This window comes from Streptomyces djakartensis (genome assembly GCF_014651075.1).
Classification (GTDB): domain Bacteria; phylum Actinomycetota; class Actinomycetes; order Streptomycetales; family Streptomycetaceae; genus Streptomyces; species Streptomyces djakartensis.
In genome coordinates, this window is the sequence record NZ_BMWE01000013.1 from 188011 (window position 1) to 205122 (window position 17112).

The following is a 17112-nucleotide window of genomic DNA, read 5'->3' on the forward strand; positions in this document are numbered from 1 at the left end:
TCGGGCCTGTCGTTTGGCTCACGCCGCAGACGCGGGGCCTGGCACGCGCATCTGCCGCGTTGTCGCCGGTCGCCGAACGACAGACCCTAGGCCCGCAACACCTTCGCCCAGTCCACCGGCACCCGCCCCGCGGGGCCGGGGGTCGGCTGATCGGCGGGATGACTCGCGGGCGGAGCCAGCTCGGGGCCCGACTCGTACAGCTCGTTCGTCGAGTAGTCCCAGTACCAGCCCTCGCCCGGCTCGAAGCTCTGCACCAGAGGGTGCCCGGTCGCCCGGAAATGAGCCGTCGCGTGTCTCGCCGGTGAACTGTCGCAGCACCCCACGTGCCCGCACTGCGCACACCGCCGCAGATGGAACCACCAGCCCCCGTCCGCGTCACACTCCGCGCAGCCACTGCCGCTCGGCGGCACACTCGGATCGATCCCGTTCCCGCCACTCATCCGGATTCCTCCTCGACAGCTGTCAGCGGAAGGAGCACCTGGAAACGCGTGTCCCCCGGCTCCGACTCCACCTGAATGCTCCCGTGGTGCTTGTTGACCACGATCCGCCAGGAGATGTCCAGCCCCAGCCCCGTCCCCTCACCCACCGGTTTCGTCGTGAAGAAGGGGTCGAAGATCCGGCCGCGGTCATCGGCCGGGATGCCGACGCCCGTGTCCCGGAACTCCACCAGCAGCCGGTCGTGGTCCCGCGCCGTCCGCACGGTCAGCGTCCCCTGCCCGCCCGCGCTGTTCATCGCGGCGACCGCGTTGTCGATGAGGTTCGTCCACACCTGGTTGAGCTCCGCCGGGTACGCCGGGATCCTCGGCAGCGTGCGGTCGTAGTCCTTGACGACCTTGATCTCCTGGCCGATCTTGCCCGACAGCATCAGCAGGGTGCTGTCGAGGAGTTCGTGCACGTCGGCGTCCTGGAAGGGCGCCCGGTCCAGCTGCGAGTACTGCTTGGCCGCGTCCACGAGGTGCGAGATGCGGGTGGTGGAGTCGTTGATCTCGTCCATCAGCAGCTCGGTCTCGACGGTGTAGTTGAGCCACCCGATCGCGCTCGGCAGAATCTCCTCGTCCACCGCCGCCGCCACCTCTTCCAGCCAGTCCACGTCCAGACCGGCCTGCACGAAGGTGGGCGCGATCCGCCAGCCTTCGGCGATGCCGTGCTCGTCGAGCCAGTCGGCGACCGTGTCCTCCCGGTCGGAGGCCTCCAGCGGACTCAAGCCGGGCGCCTTGGCGACGCGTTCGGCGGTGCGCTCCTGGAAGTCGATGAGGCCCGCCATGACCTCGGGGGAGTACGAGCCCTGTGCGATGATCGCCAGCTTGTGGCGCATCTTGCCCACCCGCTCCCGCAGCGTCGCCGTCGCCCGTACGGCCGCCGCGGCCGGGTTGTTGAGCTCGTGCGTGAGACCGGCGGACAACGAGCCCAGCGCCAGCAGCCGTTCGCGCTGCCCGACGGCCCGCTGGGTGCTCTTGGTGCCGAAGAAGAGCCCCTCCAGCAGATGCACCGCCATCGGGAACCAGTCCTGCATGATCTCCGCGAACGTGGCCGCGGGGAGCACGAAGAACCGCGTCGGCTCGGTGACGCGCATGGAGTTGTTGTAGACCTGCCGCACCCGGTCGCCCAGATACGCCTGCATGGACCCCGCGTACACCCCGGGCTGAGAGGTCCGGGTCACCTCCACGTCGTCCCCGCCGACCCGGCGGTACAGCACCACGGTGCCCTCGACCATCACGTAGAAGCAGGTGGCGGGGTCGCCCTCGGTGTACACGGGACCGGGCTCGAACCGTTCCAACCGCCCGGCGGCGCACAGCCGGCCGAGCTGTTCCGGGGTGAGCTTCTCGAACAGGAACAGAGCCCCGATCTCCTCGGGGTCGCACGGCATCGGCTGCCCGCTCACGACTGCTCCAGATAGCGGTGGACGAGCATCACGGCCATGGCTCCCTCTCCGACCGCCGACGCGACCCGCTTGGCGGACTCGGAGCGGGCGTCACCCGCCACGAACACGCCGGGCACATTGGTCTCCAAGTGGTACGGCGGCCGGTCCAGTTCCCAGCCCTCCGGCGGACGGCCGTCGGCGGTCAGGTCGGGCCCGGCGAGAATGAACCCGCGCTCGTCGCGCAGCACCGTGCCGTCCAGCCAGTCGGTCAACGGGGCCGCGCCGATGAACACGAACACCCAGTGCGCGTCGACCCGTTCCATCGCGCCGCTGTCCACGTCCCGCAGGGTCAGGTGCTCCAGCCGGCCGTCGCCGTGCGCCTCCTCGACGACGGTGCGGCAGCGCACCCGGATGTTGGGGGACTCCTCGATCTGCTGGATCAGGTAGTGCGACATCGACGCCGCCAGCGACTCGCCGCGCACCAGCAGGGTCACCGACTTCGCGCCCCGGGACAGGTACATCGCCGCCTGCCCGGCGGAGTTGGCACCGCCGACGATGTACACGTCCTGGTCCTGGCAGGAGGGCGCCTCCGTCAGGGCGGACCCGTAGTACACCCCGCATCCGGTCAGGTCCTCGCAGCCGGGCGCCGCGAGCTGGCGGTAGGACACGCCGGTCGCCAGGATCACGCTGTGCGCGGCGACCGCCGAGCCGTCGGAGAACCGTACGATCCGGGCGGCGCCGTTGACCTCCAGGGCCGTCACCTCGCGCGCGGTCAGGATCTCCGCGCCGAACTTCGCCGCCTGCCGCCGCGCCCGGTCGGTGAGCTGCGCGCCCGACACGCCGTCGGGGAAGCCGAGGTAGTTCTCGATGCGGGAGCTCTGCCCCGCCTGACCGCCCGTCGCCGACCGTTCCACCAGCACCGTCCGCAACCCCTCGGAGGCGCCGTAGACCGCCGCGCCGAGCCCGGCCGGACCGCCGCCGATCACCACCAGGTCGTAGAAGTCGGCCGTCGGAGTGGTGGCCAGACCGACCCGGTCGGCGAGGTCGACCGCCTCCGGCTCGACCAGCGGCGTCCCGTCCGGCGTGATCACCACCGGCAGCCGCATCCCGTCCTCACCGGCGGCGGCCAGCAGCCGCCGCCCCTCCGGTTCGTCCGAGGAGTACCAGCGGTAGGGCACCTGGTTGCGGGCCAGGAACTCCCGTACGTCGGAGGAGCGCGACGACCACCGGTGCCCCACCACCTTCGTGGCGGGCACGGGCCGGAAGTCGCTGCTCCGCCAGGCCTGGAGCAGGTCGTCGAGGACCGGGTACAGCTTCTCCTCGGGCGGGTCCCACGGTTTGAGGAGGTAGTGGTCGAGGTCGACGACGTTGATCGCGTCGATCGCGGCGTTCGTGTCCGCGTACGCGGTCAGCAGCACCCGCCGCGCGCCCGGGTAGACGTCCAGGGCCTGTTCGAGGAACTCGATGCCGTTCATCTGCGGCATCCGGTAGTCCGCCAGGATCACCGCCACGAGATCGCCCCGCAGCTTCAGCTCCCGCAGCGCGTCGAGTGCCGACGCGCCGGACTCCGCGCGCACGATCCGGTACGACGCGCCGTAGCGACGCCTCAGGTCCCGGGCCACGGCCCGGGAGACACCCGGGTCGTCGTCCACGGTCATGATGACGGTCCGCGACGAATCGGCGGCCTGCGCCATACGTCCCCCACGCCGGGCGGTCGACTCACGGCACGGCGACCCGGAGCACCGCGCCGGCCTTCGCCCATCGTATGTTCGATCGCCCCGCGGCGCTCCGTGTCGGGTGAGGAGCCCCGGGGCCGTCCGAATCAGCCGTTACCCGCCCCCACTTCGAGGTCAAGCGGGAAGGTTGGGGAAGACTGATCGACAGCGCACGGACTTCGTCACAGGGAGGCAGTCGGATGACACGCCCGGTCACCGCAGGGGTCGACGGATCGCAGGAGAGCCTGGCGGCTCTCGCCTGGGCGGCCCGTGAGGCGGTGCGGCGGGGCCGGCCGCTGCGCGTGGTGCACGCCTGGCGGGTCCAGGGGCAGGAGGCGCTGGAGGCGGGGATCGAGGGGGACGCGGACAGCCAGGCCGAGTGGGTGCACAGCGCCGTGACCGAGGCCGTGAGGACCGTCACCGAGCGGCACCCGGACCTCGAGGTGACCACCGACGTCGTGGAAGGCGAGGCCGTCGGCACCCTGCTCGCCGCCGCTGCCGACGCCGAACTGCTGGTGGTCGGCTCGCGCGGCCACGGGCGGATCGTCGGCTTCCTGCTCGGCTCGGTCGGCCAGCAGGTCATCGCCGAGGCCGCCCGGCCCGTGGTGCTGGTCCGGGCCGGCGACCAGCCCTCGGGCGAGGCCGCCGGGCGTGAGGTCGTGGTGGGCCAGCAGGGCGACCCGGAGGACAGCGCCGACGCGCTGCGCTTCGCCTTCGAGACGGCCGCCGCGCGCGGGGCGACCGTCCGGGTCGTACGGGCCTGGACGCTGCCGCCCGTCTTCGCCTACAGCCCCGGCTCGCTGAAGCTGGCCGACGAGGCCGGGGGACTGGAGCCGTACGAGAAGAAGGCACTGGCCGCCGCGGTCCGGCCGTGGCGGGAACGCTTCCCCCAGGTGCCGGTGGAGGAGCACGTGGAGATGGGCAGCGCGGGGCAGGTGCTGCTTTCGGTGGCGGGGACGGCGCAGCTGACGGTCGTCGGCCGCCGGGCGCACCGCACGGCCGTCGGCGCCCGGATCGGCTCGGTGGCGCACGGGGTGCTGCACCACGCGGACTGCCCGGTGGCCGTGGTGCCGCACACGTGACGCGGGCTGTTGCTCAGTCCGCCGTCGGCTGCAGCGTCTTGCGGGCCTTGGGGAGGATGTTCTTGATGTAGTCCTCGACCACCGCCTCGATCCCGATGTCCTGCTGGGCCCGCTCGGACATGTACCAGCGGTGTTCGAGGAGCTGGTGGTAGATCTCGGCCGGCTCCATGGCCCCGCGCAGCTCCGGCGGCACGGCCCGCACGGTCGGCCGGAACACCTCCCGCACCCAGCGGTGGGCGAGCACCTCGGGCCGGGCGCCATGGGGGTCCCCCCTGTTCGAGCGAAGCCGAGAACTTGGGGGAGGATCGCCCGGCGCGTAGTCCTCCTGGGTGGCCATCCAGCTCTCCAGGTCGTTCAGCAGCCGCCGGGCCTGGTTCTCCTCCGTGTCGAGGCCGGTCAGGCGCAGCAGCTGCCGCTGGTGATGGCCGGCGTCCACGACCTTGGGCACGAAGCTGACCGTGTCACCGTTCGATGCGTGCTCGATCTGCATCTCGGCGACGTCGAAGCCGAGGTCGTTCAGGCGGCGGATGCGGCGTTCTATGTAGTGGTACTTGCCGGCCGGGTACACCGAGGTGCGGGTCAGCTCGTCCCACAGGCTGCGGTAGCGCGCGCAGATCTCCATGCCGAACTCGATCGGGTCCACGGACGGGTGCAGCGCCCCGGACGCCTCCAGGTCCAGCAGCTCGCCGCTGATGTTCACCCGGGCGAGATCCAGGTCGTACTCGCGCTGCCCGGGGCTGAGCTGCGGATGCAGGTCACCGGTCTCGGCGTCCACCAGGTACGCCGCGTAGGCGCCGGCGTCGCGCCGGAAGAGGGTGTTGGACAGCGAGCAGTCGCCCCACGCGAACCCGGCCAGGTGCAGACGCACCAGGAGCACGGCGAGCGCGTCCATCAGCCGGTGCATGGTGGCCGGACGCATCGTCGTCTCGAACATCGAGCGGTACGGCATCGAGCCGCCCAGGTGCCGGGTGATCAGGACACTCTCCAGCGGGGCGCCGTCCCTGCCGACGCGGCCCGTGACCACGGCCAGCGGGTCCACCGCCGGGATGCCGATCCGGTCCAGGTCGCGCAGCATGTCGTACTCGCGCAGCGCGGGCCGCTCGGCCAGCTCCTTGACGGCGATCACCTCGTCTCCGGCACGGGAGTAGCGCACCACGTGCCGGGAGATGCCGCGCGGCAGCGGTACGAGGTACTCCTCGGGCCACTCCTCCAGGGGAACGTCCCACGGAAGCTCCAGCAAAAGCGCGGGATGCTCAGGGTTGGTCGCGCTGATCTGCAGTGCCATGGGCCGGGTGTCCTCGTCTCGCCGCTGATCGTCACACCAGATTAGAGGGCGCGTTCCCGGGCCAGGTGCGCGGCGTCCCTCACCGGGCCCCGGTGGACCGGCCCGTGCCCGGGCAGCAGCAGCTCGCCCTCCAGCTCCGCGAGGACGTCCAGCGAGGCCACGGCCCGCGGGCGCTCGTGGTGGAACATGTCCGGCAGCAGCTGCGGTCCCTCGGTCCGGGCGGTGGGGTGGCCGCTGACCAGGGCGTCGCCGGAGATCAGGACACCGGTGCCCGGCACGTGGTAGGCGCAGTGCCCGTCGGTGTGGCCCGGCGTGTGCACCGGTACCGGCCGCCCGGGGAGGTCCAGGGCGCCGCGTCGCGGGAACGGCTCCGGTGCGGTGACCGGGTTGTGGGCCGTGCCACCCGACCGGATCACGTGCACGGCCCACGGCAGCACACCCGGCCGCCAGCCGTTCGCCAGCACCGTCCCGACGGACACCTGGTGGAGGAACTCCCGCCGGGCGTGCGGCACTTCGGCCTCGTGGAGGTACACGGGGGTGCCGTACGCGGCGCGCAGGTACTCGGCGGAACCCAGGTGGTCGTTGTGGGCATGCGTGATCAGCACGGCCGCGACCGCCTCCGGGGCGCTTCCCACCTCGGCGAGCGAGGCGAGGACCTGCTCCCGGTCGCCGGGGTAGCCGGTGTCGATCAGGGTGACGGCGTCCCCCTCCGTGAGGATCACCCAGTTGGTGTGGGAGCCGTGCACCAGGTAGGTGCCGTCCGTGACTTGGTGTACGCCTGCCCGCATGATCGCCCGCCTGGGTGTGGTCCGGATCCGACGGGAGAAGGAAAGCAGACCCGGCGGCGGGGGGTACTCAGTGCACGCCGTGCGGCCGGAACTGGATGCTGATCCGCGGGCCCGTGGCTCGGGTGCTCTTGGGCACGGAGTGCTCCCAGGTGCGCTGGCAGGAGCCGCCCATCACGACGAGGTCGCCGTGGCCCAGCGGCCGGCGCACCGTGTCGCTGCCGCCCCCCATCGGGCGCAGCAGCAGATCCCGTGGCGCTCCCACGGACAGGATCGCGACCATCGTGTCCTCGCGGGCCCCGCGCCCGATGCGGTCGCCGTGCCAGGCCACACTGTCCCGGCCGTCGCGGTAGTAGCACAGCCCGGCGGTGGTGAACGGCTCGCCGAGTTCCTCGCCGTAGTGAGCGCTCAGCGCGTCCCGCGCTTCGGCCAGCACCGGGTGCGGCAACGGGTCCTCGGCGCCGTAGAAGGCGAGCAGCCGGGGCACGTCGACGACGTGGTCGTACATCTTCCGCCGCTCCGCCCGCCACGGAACCTCGGCGGCCAGCTGCTCGAACAGCGCGTCCGAGCCGTGGAGCCAGCCGGGCAGGACGTCGAGCCAGGCGCCGGAGCCCAGTTCGGTGCGGCGGATCCCGTCGAGAGGGCCGAGGCGGAGCTCGTCGGCCTGGTCGAAGAGGGAGCCCTGGAGGTGCATGTCTTCAGCCTACCCATCAATCGAAAATGCGTTCCAATGACGGGTTGGGCTTTCGATACATGGATGTATCGAATACAGTCCTGCATCGAAAGGGGGGCCGGGTATGGCCGCGGAGGGAAACACCGGGCGCGTGACCAGGCGCCGCGTCCGCACCCGCGCGAACCTCCTCCGGGCGGCGTTCTCGGTGTTCGCCGCCAAGGGCTTCGGGCACGTGTCGATCGAGGAGGTCTGCGAGGCCGCCGGCTACAGCAGGGGCGCCTTCTACTCCAACTTCTCCAGCCTGGACGAGCTGTTCTTCGCCCTCTACCGCGAGCGGGCCGACCTGATCGCGGAGCAGGTCTCCGGGGCCCTCGCCGCCGACGGGCCCGGCCTCGACGTGCCGGCCGCCGTCGACCGCGTCACCGACGTGCTGCTCCTCGACCGCGACTGGCTCCTGGTGAAGACGGACTTCCTGGTGCACGCCGCCCGTGACCCGGAGGTGGCGCGGAGCCTGCTGGAACACCGCGCGCGGCTGCGGCGGGCCATCGCCGACCGGCTCGCCCGGGCCCGGGGACACACCGCGCTGCCCGCCGTGCTCGGCGACACCGACGCCGCCGCCCACGCCGTCGTCGCGGCCTACGACGGCGTCACCACCCAACTGCTGCTGGACCGGGATGTCGTTGGCGCCCGCTCCTGGCTGAAACAACTCCTCACGGCCCTGCTGACCGACGGCAGCGGCACTCCCGGTCACTCCGCCAACTGAAGAAGGGAACGGTCGCCATGGATGCCGACGTCATCGTCGTCGGAGCGGGCCTCGCCGGCCTGGTCGCGGCACACGAACTGACCAGCAGGGGCAGGCGGGTCGCCCTCGTCGACCAGGAGAACGCCGCCAACCTCGGCGGACAGGCCTTCTGGTCCTTCGGCGGGCTGTTCCTCGTCGACTCACCGGAGCAGCGGCGCCTGGGCGTCAAGGACTCCTTCGACCTCGCGTGGAGCGACTGGCGGGGCAGCGCTGGCTTCGACCGGCTCGACGACGAGGACTCCTGGGCCGTGCGCTGGGCACGTGCCTACGTCGAGTTCGCGGCGGGGGAGAAGCGGTCCTGGCTGAACGGCCACGGCATCACCTTCCTGCCCACCGTCGGCTGGGCCGAGCGGGGCGACCTCACCGCCCACGGGCACGGCAACACCGTGCCCCGCTTCCACATCGCCTGGGGCACCGGCACCGGCGTCGTCGAACCCTTCGTCCGGTACGCCAGGCAGGCCGCGCGAGACGGCCTGCTCACCTTCCATCACCGCCACCGCGTCGACGCCCTGACCGTCGACGGCGGCACCGCACGCGGCGTACGCGGCACCGTCCTGGCCGAGGACCGCTCACCGCGCGGCGTCGCCTCCAACCGCGAGGCCGTCGGCGAGTTCGAGCTCACCGCCCAGGCCGTCATCGTCACGAGCGGCGGCATCGGCGCCAACCACGACCTCGTCCGCCGTCACTGGCCCGAGCGCCTCGGCACCCCGCCGAAGGAGATGGTCACCGGCGTCCCCGCCTACGTCGACGGCCGGATGCTCGGCATCAGCGCCGAGGCCGGCGCGCGGCTGGTCAACCGGGACCGCATGTGGCACTACACCGAGGGCCTGCAGAACTGGGACCCGATCTGGCCCGGCCACGGCATCCGCATCCTGCCCGGGCCGTCCTCGATGTGGTTCGACGCCCTCGGCCGCCGTCTGCCCGGGCCGTGCCTGCCCGGCTACGACACCCTCGGCACCCTGAAGCACCTGCGCACCACCGAGGACATCGCCGGGTACGACCACTCCTGGTTCATCCTCAGCCAGAAGATCATCGAGAAGGAGTTCGCGCTGTCGGGCTCCGAGCAGAACCCCGACATCACCGCCAAGGACCGCGCCGGTTTCCTCAAGGAGCGCATCCTCGGCAAGGGCGCTCCCGGACCGGTCGAGGCGTTCCTGCGCAAGGGCGCCGACTTCGTGACCGCGCCCGGCGTGGAACAGCTCGTCGCGAAGATGAACGAGCTCACCGACGAGCCGCTCCTCGACGCGGCCGAGATCAAACACCAGATCGAGGCCCGCGACCGCCAGATCGCCAACCCCTACGCCAAGGACGCCCAGGTGCAGGGCATCCGCAACGCCCGCCGCTACATCGGCGACCGCCTCGGCCGGGTCGCCACCCCGCACCGCATCCTCGACCCGGCGGCCGGCCCGCTCATCGGCGTCAAGCTGCACATCCTCACCCGCAAGACGCTCGGCGGCATCCAGACCGACCTCGACTCGCGCGCCCTGGGGACTGACGGCAAGCCGCTGGAGGGTCTGTACGCGGCAGGCGAGGTCGCCGGATTCGGCGGCGGCGGCGTCCACGGCTACAACGCCCTGGAGGGCACCTTCCTCGGCGGCTGCCTCTTCTCGGGGCGGGCGGCGGGCCGTGCGGCGGCGAAGCAGACCGCCTGACGACCGTGCGGGACGGCCCGTCTCAGTCCTCGAGGAGGCGGGCCAGCACCGTGGCGTGGCTCCGCTCCGGCGTCTTCGACGCGGTCAGCAGCGTCACCTCGCCCGCGCGGACCAGGCCGCGCACCCGGTCGAGCGCCTCGGCCGCCTCACCGGCGGCGAGCTCCGCCTCGTACCGCTGCGCGAACGCCTCGTACGAGGCTTCGCCCGCGTGGTACCAGCGGCGCAGTTCCGTCGACGGGGTGATCGACTTCGGCCACTCGTCCACCCGCGCCGCGTCCTTCGCCAGACCTCGCGGCCACAGCCGGTCCACCAGCACACGCACCCCGTCCTCCGGCTCGGGCGGTTCATAGACGCGGCGTACGCGAACGCTCATGGCCGGCCCCTTCTGCGACGGACGGTGTGCCGCGAGCCTAACCCCGGTCCCGTGCCCTGGCGCGCCGTGTCCACACCGTGCCGAACGACCGATTCCGCACGCGCCGGGAGGGTACTCCGTCCGCCTGACAGCGCCGAGGGAGGAGGAGACGACATGAGTGGACCGGACGACCTGCCGGTCGTGCGCACTCTCGACGAACTCACCGAGCTCGTCGAACGGCACCAGGGCCTCTACGTCCGCTGGTCGCGCGGCCCGGGGACCGATCTCCGCGAAGTGTCCAGCACGGACGAGCTGACGGGCGTCGCCATGCCGGGCCTGTCCGCCAACCCGCTCGACGTCGAGGAGTGGTGGGCGGACCGGCCCGTCCGGGTGTGGGTGGCCCGCCGCCTGCACGACTACGCCCATCTGCCGCACGACAAGGGCCCGGGCGTCCGGCCCTGGGTTCTCACGGGCCGGGAGACGGGCCGCGGCCCGGACAACGAACCGCTGGTCACCGACGCCCGGCCGATGAGCTGGATCGACCCTCAGGTGATCGACGAGGCGAAGGCGGAGGTGTCGCGGCAGGAAAACCCCTGGGGGACGCTGCGCCGCAGCTGAACCCCCAGGGGTCGGCGCCCGGACGTCAGCCGGAGCGGCGCCGGGCGGCCGCGCGCCGCTTCAGGGCACGCCGTTCCGTCTCACTGGTGCCACCCCACACGCCGATGGACTGCCCCGTGTCCAGCGCCCACTGCAGGCACTCGTCCTGGACGGGGCAGCGCCGGCACACCGCCTTGGCCTGCTCCGTCTGCAGCAGGGCCGGACCGGAGGTGCCGATCGGGAAGAAGAGCTCGGGGTCCTCGTGCCGGCAGGCAGCGTGGTCTCGCCAGTTGTCCATCGAAGTCACCTGCATCACAGTAGAAACGTGCCCGTTCGGATGATTACTCCTTTTCGGGTCACCTGTCGATCCCTTGTGAAACAGCGGTTCCTCGGACAACCGGTCACTGCTCCCGCATGCCCCAGGGGGAGCCGTAGGCCGTCAGCAGGTCCAGGAACGGGCGGGCCGGGAAGGCCTCCGGGCCGAGCACGCCCGCGCCGGACCACGCGCCGGTGGCGAGGAGTTCGAGCGCGACGACGGGGTTGACGGCGGTCTGCCACACCACGGCCTGGGAGCCGTACTCCGCCATCGACCACTGGTTGTCGACCACGTGGTAGAGGTACACCTCGCGCGGCGCCCCGTCCTTCACGCCCCGCACCCACGTGCCCGCGCACGTCTTGCCGCGCATCCGCTCGCCCAGCGTCGCCGGGTCGGGCAGGCAGGCGGCGACCACGTCCCGGGGTGAGACGGCCACCGGGCCGCCCGGCCCCGGCACGGTGACCGGATCTGTGCGGTCCAGGCCCAGCAGGTGCAGCGTCTTCAGCGTCTCGACGAACTCGCGGCCCAGGCCGTACTTGAAGGTGACCCGGCGCGCGTCGACCCAGCGCGGGACCAGCAGCACCTCCTCGTGCTCCACGTTGACGCACTCGACGGGGCCGATGCCCTCGGGGAAGTCGAAGACCTCGGGCTCACTGAAGGGTTCGGTGGTGAACCAGCCCCGGCCTCTGTCGTAGACGACCGGAGGGTTGAGGCACTCCTCGATGGTGGTCCAGATGCTGAACGAGGGCGCGAAATCGTAGCCGTCCACGGTGAGGTTCGCGCCGTCGCGGATGCCGATCTCCTCGATCTCGTCGAAGAGTTCGTCGGCGGCGTACCGCGCGAAGACATCCGACAGGCCCGGCTCCACGCCCATGCCGACGAGAGCCAGCACGCCCTCCTTCTCCCAGTCGGCCGCCTGCGCGAACTGCTCGTCGCCCAGCTTGATCCCGCACTCCTGGTACGGCCGCTCGGCGTGCGGGCGGGACAGGGACATCGCCATGTCGACATAGGTGGCGCCCGCCCGGCGGGCGGCTCGGAACAGGGGCATGACGAAGCGGGGGTCGGTGGCGTTGAGCAGCACGTCGCAGCGGTGCCGCGCCAGCAGGCGGGCCACCGCCGCCTCGTCGCCCGCGTCCACCCCCTCGGAGGTGAACCGCGTGTCACCGCCGAGCGCCGCGACCGCCGCCTCGGCCCGGCCCCGGTCGTAGTCGGCGACCACCATCGCCTCGAAGAACGGCCGCCGGGCCGCGATCCGGGTGATCGCCCCGCCCACACCACCGGCACCCACGAGCAGTACACGCATGTCAGAAACTCCCTTTTCGCGAAGAACGTGGCGCGCCCTCGGGGAGATACAACGCCGCGCTCCGTCGTAAGGTCAATGGCGTTGGCATAAGGAGGGAGCCGTCATGCCGAAGCCCGTGGTGCCCGAGGAGAAACGCCGCCGGCGCAGGCCCACCAGGAGCGGCACCGTGCTGTCGGAACAGCTGATCGTCGAGACCGCGTTGCGGATGCTGGGCGAACACGGCAGTGCCGGTCTGTCCGCCCGCAGGCTGGGACTGGCCCTGGACGCCGACCCGAGCACGCTCTACCGGTACTTCCGGGGCATGGACGACCTCACGCTCGCCATCGGCGACGCGCTGATCGGGCGGGCGCTCGGCGGCTGGGCGCCGACGGGGGAGTGGCGGGCGGACCTGCGGGCCGTCGGACGGCGCATCCACGCCGCCTACGTGGCCCATCCGCAGGCGGCGGTGCTCACCGCCAGTCGCGTCTCGGGCCGGGCCAACGAACTCGCCGCCGACGAGGCCGTCCTGGACATCCTGCGCACGGCTGGTTTCCCCGTGCCGGACGCGGTGCGCTTCTACCACGCCTTCATCGACACCACTCTCGGCATCGCCGCGCTCGACGCCGCCTCGCTGGCCCTGCCGAGTGCCGCGCTCCACGCCGACGAGGAGATGTGGCGGTCGACGTACGCCCGCCTGCCCGCCGCCACCCACCCCCGCATCGCGGAGGCGGCGCCGCTGCTCGCCACCCGCATGGTCACCAGCGCCTACCCGACGGCCCTGGAGATGCTGCTGGACAGCGCGGCGGCGCGGCTGGACGCCGTCAGGGAGCCGGACTCAGCCCCGTAGCGCTCCCGCCGCGGTCGCCGTCACCGTCTCAGCCACCTGTGCCAGCGCGGGGGAGTCGAGCCTCCACTGCTGCCAGTACAGCGGCACGTCGGTGGCCCGGCCCCCGGCGAGCGGGACGAGCCTGCCCGCGCGCAGCATGGGCTCCGCCTGGGCCTCGGGCACCAGGCCCCAGCCCAGTCCGGCGGCGACGGCATCGACGAAACCCTCGGAGGTCGGCACATAGTGCCGCAGCGCGCTCGCGCCCCTCCGCCCCCGCGTGAGCCGGCGGACGAACCCGTCCTGGAAGTCGTCCCGCCGGTCGAAGACCACCACGGGCGCTTCGAGCAACACCTCCTCCAAGGGGCCGTCCAGCCTGCGGGCGGCGAAGCCGGGCGCCGCCACGGGGAGATAGCGCATCCGCCCCAGCGACCTTACGGAACAGCCCGGCACGGGGTCCGGTGACGAGGTCACCGCGGCCATCACCACCCCCTCACGCAGCAGCGCGGCCGTGTGGTCCTCGTCCTCGCGGCGCAGTTCGAAGCAGAGCCGCAGTTCCTCCGGTACGCGGGTGAGCACCGGGAGGAACCAGGTGGCGAGCGAGTCGGCGTTCACGGCCACGGAGACCCGGGTCGGCTCCCCGGTCCCGCTCAGCCCGAGCTCCGCGTACGCGTCGTGCTCCAGCCGCGCCACCTGGCGGGCCAGCCGCACCAGCACCTCGCCCGACTCGGTCGGCCGCACCGGCTTGGTCCGCAGCAGCAGGACCCGTCCGGTGCGCTGCTCCAGCGCCTTCACGCGCTGACTGATCGCCGAGGGCGTGACATGCAGCGCGGCCGCCGCCGCGTCGAACGTCCCCTCGTCCACGACCGCGAGCAGGGTCCGCACCTGGTCCAGCGGAAGATCGGTCATCATCACGTGCGCTAATGATACGTAAGAATCATTAGCTGGACCGGTACCCGGCGCTGCCCTTAGCGTCGGCGCCATGACCAGCACCTTCACCGCCGCGGCCGCGGGGTTCGGAACCGGCCTGTCCCTCATCGTCGCCATCGGCGCCCAGAACGCCTTCGTCCTGCGCCAGGGGATCCGCCGCGACGCCGTCCTCGCCGTCGTCGGAATCTGCGCCCTGTCCGACGCCGCCCTCATCGCGCTGGGGGTCGGCGGGGTGGGCGCGGTGGTGGTGACGTGGCCGGGCGCGCTGACGGCCGTCGGCTGGATCGGCGGGGCGTTTCTGCTGTGCTATGGCGTCCTGGCCGCCCGCCGGGTGTTCCGGCCGGGGGGCGGCGCGCTGCGGGCGGAGGGGGAAGCGGCCGGATCCCGCCGCCGTGCCGTGCTCACCTGCCTCGCGATGACGTGGCTCAATCCCCACGTCTACCTCGACACCGTCTTCCTGCTGGGCTCGGTCGCCGCCGACCACGGTCCGCTGCGCTGGACGTTCGGCATCGGCGCGGTACTGGCAAGCCTCTGCTGGTTCACCGCCCTCGGCTTCGGCGCGCGGGTGCTCGGCCGCTTCCTCGCCAGGCCGGCCGCGTGGCGCGTTCTGGACGGCATGGTCGCCGCCACCATGATCGTGCTCGGTGCCGTGCTCATCGCGGGAAGCTGAGACCTCGGCCGCGGAGCGTCCGGCTGCACCGCCTCCGACGCCTCACAGAACCCCTCGCCGGTGCAGCGTGTACTGCTCCATCAGCTTTCCCCGGGTCATCTCCAGCCGGTGCGCGAGCACCTCGGCGACCGAGCGCACCAGTGTCATACCGAGCTCGGGATCCTCCTCGCACAGCCGCAGCACGGCCCCCGCGTCGAACTCGTAGGCACGTACGGGGCTGAACGCCACCGCGCCGAAGTCCCATGTGCGCGGCTGGAACAGCCAGGACCAGCCGAGCAGGTCGCCCGCGCCGAGGCTGGCCACGGTCACCCGCCGCAGGGAGTTCACCCGCTGGTCCAGGGAGACCGCGCCGGAGCGTATGACCCAGAAGCGGTCGGCGGTGCCGCCCGCCTCGAAGATCCGGGTGTCCTCGGGGAAGGACACCTCCCGCGCGAGCGTCATCAGGCGCTGCCGCTGGGGCGGCGGCAGGGCGTTCAGGAGTTTGATCGCTTTGGTCATGCGGAGCTCCTCGCCGGCTGTCGACTTCCGGTGCTTGTGCCTACGCCCCATTTCAGCCGCTGGCACGGCCCCGGGCACCTCGGCGTGGGGAACTTTCTCCGGGCATGAAAAAGCCCTGGCTGGACGGGGGAGACCAGCCAGGGCCGTAAGTGGTGATGCACGGAGGACGGGGGGGGTCGACTCCGTCACCACGTATGAATGAACGATAAACCATCTAGTGGTCGCACGCGAAACCGGAGACCGGGTCACGTGACCCGTTTCACTTCACCGCCTGTCCTCGGCAAGGACCCGGACCGTCTCCAGCTCCGGATCCGCGGGGTCGGGCAGGTGCATCCCCGCAGCGAGTCCCGTCCGCAGGTACGCCAGCACAGGCTCGGTGAGGAGCTCACCCGGAAGGACGGCCGGAATGCCCGGCGGGTACGGAGTGATCATCTCCGCCGCGACCCGCCCGGCCGCCTCGGACACCGGCACGTCCTCGGCCGGGCCGAAGAACGCGTCACGAGGCAGCACCGCCTGCTCCATCCGCAGCCCCGCGGGCGAGGGCACCTCAACGCGCGGCGCCCGGGGCAGATCCCGTGCGGCCACGGCGAGGTCGCGCAACGCGTCGAGCAGCTGCCCGGTCGTCTCCCGGTCGTCGCCGTGGGTGATCTGCGCGCCGATACGACGATGGTCCACCAGGTGCGCGTCGATGTGCCGGTGCTCGCGCAGCCAGTCCGCCGCCTGGAAGCCCGTGATGCCCAGTGCGTCGAGGTCGATGACGCCGGGCAGCGGATCGAGGTCGTCGGCCAGGCCGGGCCCGCAGAAGTCGTCCCGGCCGTTGACGTGCAGCCCGTCGATCTCCTCGACGGCGTCCCGGACCTCGGCCGCGAGGTCCAGCGCGCCGCCCATCAACTCCTCGCCGTGCAGTGCCATCTGCCGCCGCCAGCCGTCGAGACCCGCGAAGATCAGCACCGATGGGCTGGTGGTGCCCAGCAGGTCGGCGCGCATCCCCAGCAGTGCCGGCGGGACCAGGTCGCCCTGGAGATGGAAGACGGAACCCTGTTCGAGACCGCTGCCCATCTTGTGGATGCTCGTCACGCAGATGTCCGCGCCCGCGTCCATCGCCCAGGAGGGCAGCCCGGGGTGGAACGGAAGATGCGCGCCCCAGGCCTCGTCCACGATCAGCGGCCGCGAACGCCGGTGGCACACGTCGGCGATCGCCCGAAGGTCCGCGCACCCGCCGTACGGCGTCGGGCTCGTGACGAGCGCGCCCCGCGCGTCCGGGTGGGCGTCGAAGGCCCGGTCGAAGTCCTCGGCGGACGGGGGATGGGCCAGGTGCCGCTCGGCGTCCCACCGGGGCTCGACCCACACGGGCTCGATTCCGGAGATGATCAGTCCCGCCACCACCGACTTGTGGGCGTCCCGCCCGATCAGCAGCTTCTCGTGCGGCCCCGCGACCGCCAGCATCGCCGCCTTCACCGACAGGGAACTGCCGCAGGTGCTGAAGAAGGTGTGGTCGGCGTGCACCGCGTCGGCCATGAGTTCCTGGGCCCGCTGGAGCACCCGGCCCCGGGTGAGCCGGTCGTCCAGACCGCCGGAGGCCAGCACGTCGCCGTGGAACACGGCGTCACCGAGGACCTCGCGGACCGCCGGGTCGGCACCACGGGCCTGCTTGTGTCCCGGCGGCGTGAACGAAAGCCGCCCCTTGCGGCGGTACTCGTCCAGGGCTTCCAGGACCGGTGCGCGGGAGTGGTCGACTGTCATGCGCACCGGGTTCCCGGCACATGCCCCGGCAATCAGCCCGTGCCCG

18 protein-coding genes are annotated in these 17112 nt (G+C 72.0%); 6 read left to right on the forward strand and 12 right to left on the reverse strand.

Features of this window, described 5'->3' with window-relative positions:
* Positions 1–86: 86 nt before the first annotated feature.
* The 3 genes from IE212_RS23290 to IE212_RS23300 are packed head-to-tail and all read right to left on the reverse strand — an operon-like array spanning position 87 to position 3555.
* Positions 87–440 (reverse strand): UBP-type zinc finger domain-containing protein, encoded by a 354-nt coding sequence (locus tag IE212_RS23290; RefSeq protein WP_190199854.1) that lies wholly within the window; start codon positions 438–440, stop codon positions 87–89.
* A complete protein-coding gene (locus IE212_RS23295; protein ID WP_190199855.1) occupies positions 437–1882 on the reverse strand; it encodes an ATP-binding protein in 1446 nt (481 codons plus the stop codon). The genes IE212_RS23290 and IE212_RS23295 overlap by 4 nt, the downstream gene beginning before the upstream one ends.
* Positions 1879–3555: an NAD(P)/FAD-dependent oxidoreductase gene (locus IE212_RS23300; RefSeq protein ID WP_190199856.1), complete on the reverse strand. Its 1677-nt coding sequence runs from the start codon at positions 3553–3555 to the stop codon at positions 1879–1881. Before IE212_RS23300 ends, IE212_RS23295 begins: the two co-directional genes overlap by 4 nt.
* Positions 3556–3776: 221 nt before the next feature.
* On the opposite strand from IE212_RS23300, the gene IE212_RS23305 reads away from it, so the two are divergent.
* Positions 3777–4658, forward strand: coding sequence for a universal stress protein (locus IE212_RS23305; RefSeq protein ID WP_190199857.1), 882 nt, complete (start codon positions 3777–3779; stop codon positions 4656–4658).
* A gap of 13 nt (positions 4659–4671) precedes the next feature.
* On the opposite strand, the gene IE212_RS23310 is transcribed toward IE212_RS23305, so the two are convergent.
* The 3 genes from IE212_RS23310 to IE212_RS23320 all read right to left on the reverse strand — a co-directional run bounded on the left by IE212_RS23310 (position 4672) and on the right by IE212_RS23320 (position 7422).
* Complete coding sequence (locus IE212_RS23310; RefSeq protein WP_190199858.1) at positions 4672–5943, reverse strand: DUF4032 domain-containing protein; 1272 nt, start codon at positions 5941–5943, stop codon at positions 4672–4674.
* Positions 5944–5984: 41 nt separating this feature from the next.
* Entirely contained in the window at positions 5985–6731 is a 747-nt protein-coding gene (locus IE212_RS23315) for an MBL fold metallo-hydrolase (RefSeq protein ID WP_190199859.1), read from the reverse strand.
* Positions 6732–6798: 67 nt separating this feature from the next.
* Positions 6799–7422 (reverse strand): alpha-ketoglutarate-dependent dioxygenase AlkB family protein, encoded by a 624-nt coding sequence (locus IE212_RS23320; protein WP_190199860.1) that lies wholly within the window; start codon positions 7420–7422, stop codon positions 6799–6801.
* A gap of 103 nt (positions 7423–7525) precedes the next feature.
* On the opposite strand from IE212_RS23320, the gene IE212_RS23325 reads away from it, so the two are divergent.
* Positions 7526–8164, forward strand: coding sequence for a TetR/AcrR family transcriptional regulator (locus tag IE212_RS23325; RefSeq protein ID WP_190199861.1), 639 nt, complete (start codon positions 7526–7528; stop codon positions 8162–8164).
* 17 nt (positions 8165–8181) lie between these two features.
* Entirely contained in the window at positions 8182–9855 is a 1674-nt protein-coding gene (locus IE212_RS23330; RefSeq protein WP_190199862.1) for an FAD-binding dehydrogenase, read from the forward strand.
* A 22-nt stretch (positions 9856–9877) separates the two neighbouring features.
* On the opposite strand, the gene IE212_RS23335 is transcribed toward IE212_RS23330, so the two are convergent.
* Positions 9878–10228, reverse strand: a complete 351-nt coding sequence (locus IE212_RS23335) for a DUF488 domain-containing protein (protein WP_190199863.1) — start codon at positions 10226–10228, stop codon at positions 9878–9880.
* 153 nt (positions 10229–10381) lie between these two features.
* Here IE212_RS23335 and IE212_RS23340 point away from each other — a divergent pair, with 153 nt between their 5' ends.
* Positions 10382–10825 (forward strand): DUF6098 family protein, encoded by a 444-nt coding sequence (locus IE212_RS23340; protein ID WP_190199864.1) that lies wholly within the window; start codon positions 10382–10384, stop codon positions 10823–10825.
* A gap of 25 nt (positions 10826–10850) precedes the next feature.
* Here the strand turns inward: IE212_RS23340 and IE212_RS23345 are convergent, their stop codons facing one another.
* Positions 10851–11102 carry a WhiB family transcriptional regulator gene (locus IE212_RS23345; RefSeq protein WP_190199865.1) on the reverse strand — a complete coding sequence of 84 codons (252 nt, stop codon included), beginning with the start codon at positions 11100–11102 and terminating at the stop codon, positions 10851–10853.
* Between the two features lie 103 nt (positions 11103–11205).
* Complete coding sequence (locus tag IE212_RS23350) at positions 11206–12423, reverse strand: saccharopine dehydrogenase family protein (protein WP_190199866.1); 1218 nt, start codon at positions 12421–12423, stop codon at positions 11206–11208.
* A 103-nt stretch (positions 12424–12526) separates the two neighbouring features.
* Between IE212_RS23350 and IE212_RS23355 the strand changes: the two genes are divergently transcribed.
* Positions 12527–13249 carry a TetR/AcrR family transcriptional regulator gene (locus tag IE212_RS23355; RefSeq protein WP_190199867.1) on the forward strand — a complete coding sequence of 241 codons (723 nt, stop codon included), beginning with the start codon at positions 12527–12529 and terminating at the stop codon, positions 13247–13249.
* Here the strand turns inward: IE212_RS23355 and IE212_RS23360 are convergent.
* Positions 13238–14137 carry a LysR family transcriptional regulator ArgP gene (locus tag IE212_RS23360; RefSeq protein WP_190199905.1) on the reverse strand — a complete coding sequence of 300 codons (900 nt, stop codon included), beginning with the start codon at positions 14135–14137 and terminating at the stop codon, positions 13238–13240. The genes IE212_RS23355 and IE212_RS23360 overlap by 12 nt on opposite strands.
* A gap of 70 nt (positions 14138–14207) precedes the next feature.
* Between IE212_RS23360 and IE212_RS23365 the strand changes: the two genes are divergently transcribed.
* Positions 14208–14825, forward strand: coding sequence for a LysE/ArgO family amino acid transporter (locus IE212_RS23365; RefSeq protein ID WP_190199868.1), 618 nt, complete (start codon positions 14208–14210; stop codon positions 14823–14825).
* 42 nt (positions 14826–14867) lie between these two features.
* On the opposite strand, the gene IE212_RS23370 is transcribed toward IE212_RS23365, so the two are convergent.
* Together IE212_RS23370 and IE212_RS23375 are read right to left on the reverse strand one after the other, a co-directional pair.
* Positions 14868–15323 carry a cyclic nucleotide-binding domain-containing protein gene (locus tag IE212_RS23370; protein WP_190199869.1) on the reverse strand — a complete coding sequence of 152 codons (456 nt, stop codon included), beginning with the start codon at positions 15321–15323 and terminating at the stop codon, positions 14868–14870.
* A gap of 264 nt (positions 15324–15587) precedes the next feature.
* A complete protein-coding gene (locus IE212_RS23375; protein WP_190199870.1) occupies positions 15588–17066 on the reverse strand; it encodes an aminotransferase class I/II-fold pyridoxal phosphate-dependent enzyme in 1479 nt (492 codons plus the stop codon).
* Between the last annotated feature and the right edge of the window lie 46 nt (positions 17067–17112).